The organism is Methylopila musalis, assembly GCF_042679725.1.
Lineage (GTDB): Bacteria > Pseudomonadota > Alphaproteobacteria > Rhizobiales > Methylopilaceae > Methylopila > Methylopila musalis.
The window spans coordinates 1-1457 of the sequence record NZ_JBHTMX010000345.1 but is presented as its reverse complement, the minus strand read 5'-3'; the positions used below and the strand labels follow the sequence as shown (position 1 = coordinate 1457).

The 1457-nt window shown below is 75.8% G+C and carries 1 protein-coding gene and 1 pseudogene; both read left to right on the top strand.

All coding sequences use genetic code 11. From position 1 onward, the window contains the following. Positions 1-240 precede the first annotated feature (240 nt). Positions 241-987 carry a TlyA family RNA methyltransferase gene (locus ACFQ4O_RS17490; protein WP_378777649.1) on the top strand — a complete coding sequence of 249 codons (747 nt, stop codon included), beginning with the start codon at positions 241-243 and terminating at the stop codon, positions 985-987. Continuing rightward, positions 980-1457: pseudogene (locus ACFQ4O_RS17485) on the top strand (RNA methyltransferase); the annotation flags it as partial. The gene ACFQ4O_RS17490 and the pseudogene ACFQ4O_RS17485, both read left to right, overlap by 8 nt.

Sequence of the window (1457 nt, the reverse complement as noted above, 5' to 3'; positions counted from 1 at the left end):
CCTCGGCCGGCGCGGCGAGCGCCGCGGCGGCGGCGAGGCCCACGCGCAGCAGCCGCCGGCGGCCGCCATCCACCAGTTCCGAGACGCTCGGCCCGTCCGTCATGCGCATGTTCCCCCGCTTAACCGCGAAAAGCCTAGTCCAACGCCCGTTAACGGGCGGCCCCGCTGGCCCCCGGCGGCGTCGATCTGCTAGAGAGGCGCGGTTCTCGCCCCGCTTCGCCGCAGAGACCCGTGCCCCCATTGACGCCCGCCCCCCGTCGGCGCGCCGATCAGCTTCTGGTCGAGCGCGGCCTGTTCGAAAGCCGCGCCAAGGCGCAGGCCGCCATCGCGGCGGGCGGCGTCACGGCGGACGGCCGCGCGGTCGCGCGCGCTTCCGACATGCTGGCGCCGGACGCATCTCTCACCGCCACGCCTGCGCATCCTTACGTGTCGCGCGGCGGCGTGAAGCTCGCCCATGCGCTGGATCTTTTTGGCGTCGCGGTCGCCGGCCGGCAGGCGCTGGACGTGGGCGCCTCCACGGGCGGGTTCTCGCAGGCGCTGCTGGAGCGCGGCGCGGCGCATGTGACGGCGGTGGACGTGGGCCGCGAGCAGCTGCACCCGAGCCTGCGCAGCCACCCGCGCCTTCTCAGCCTGGAGGAGACCGACATCCGCGCGCTCAACGCCGCGCGCCTGCCCGCGCCGCCGTCGCTGATCGTGTGCGACGTCAGCTTCGCGCCCCTTTCCGCCGTGCTGCCGGCGGCGCTCGCGCTCGCGTCCGCCGACGCGACCCTCGTGGCGCTGGTGAAGCCGCAGTTCGAGGTGGGCAAACGCGACATCGGCAAGAACGGCGTGGTGAAGGATCCCGCCGCCCGCGACCGCGCGGTGGAGGCCGCCCGCGCGCTGGTCGCCGATCTCGGCTTCGACGTGCTTGGCGTCACGCCCTCGCCCATCGCCGGCGGCGACGGCAACGTGGAGTTCCTGCTGGCGGCGAGGCGCGGACATGGCTGATCTCGTCACCATTGCGCGCCTTGGCCATCGCGGCGACGGCGTGGCGGAGACGCCCGAGGGCCTGCTGTTCGTGCCCCGCGCCCTGCCCGGCGAGCGGGTGGAGGTGGCGCGCGACGGCGAGCGCGGCCGGCTGCTCGCGGTGGTGGAGGCGGCGCCCGAGCGGGTCGCCGCCTATTGCCCCGAGGTCGGCGTCTGCGGCGGCTGCGCGTTGCAGGAGTACGAGCAGGCGGCGGCGCTGCGCTGGAAGCGGGAGCAGCTCGTGGACGCGTTCCGCCGGGAGCGTCTCGACGTCGCCGCGGTGACGGCGGACTGCCTCGACGCCCATGGCGACGGGCGGCGGCGGGCCACCTTCCACGCCCGCAAGGACGCGGAGGGCCGCGTCCGCGTCGGCTTCGCCCAGGCGCGCAGCCACGCCATCGCGGAGATCGAAGCCTGCCCGCTGCTCGCCCCCGCCATGCGCCGCGCGCTGC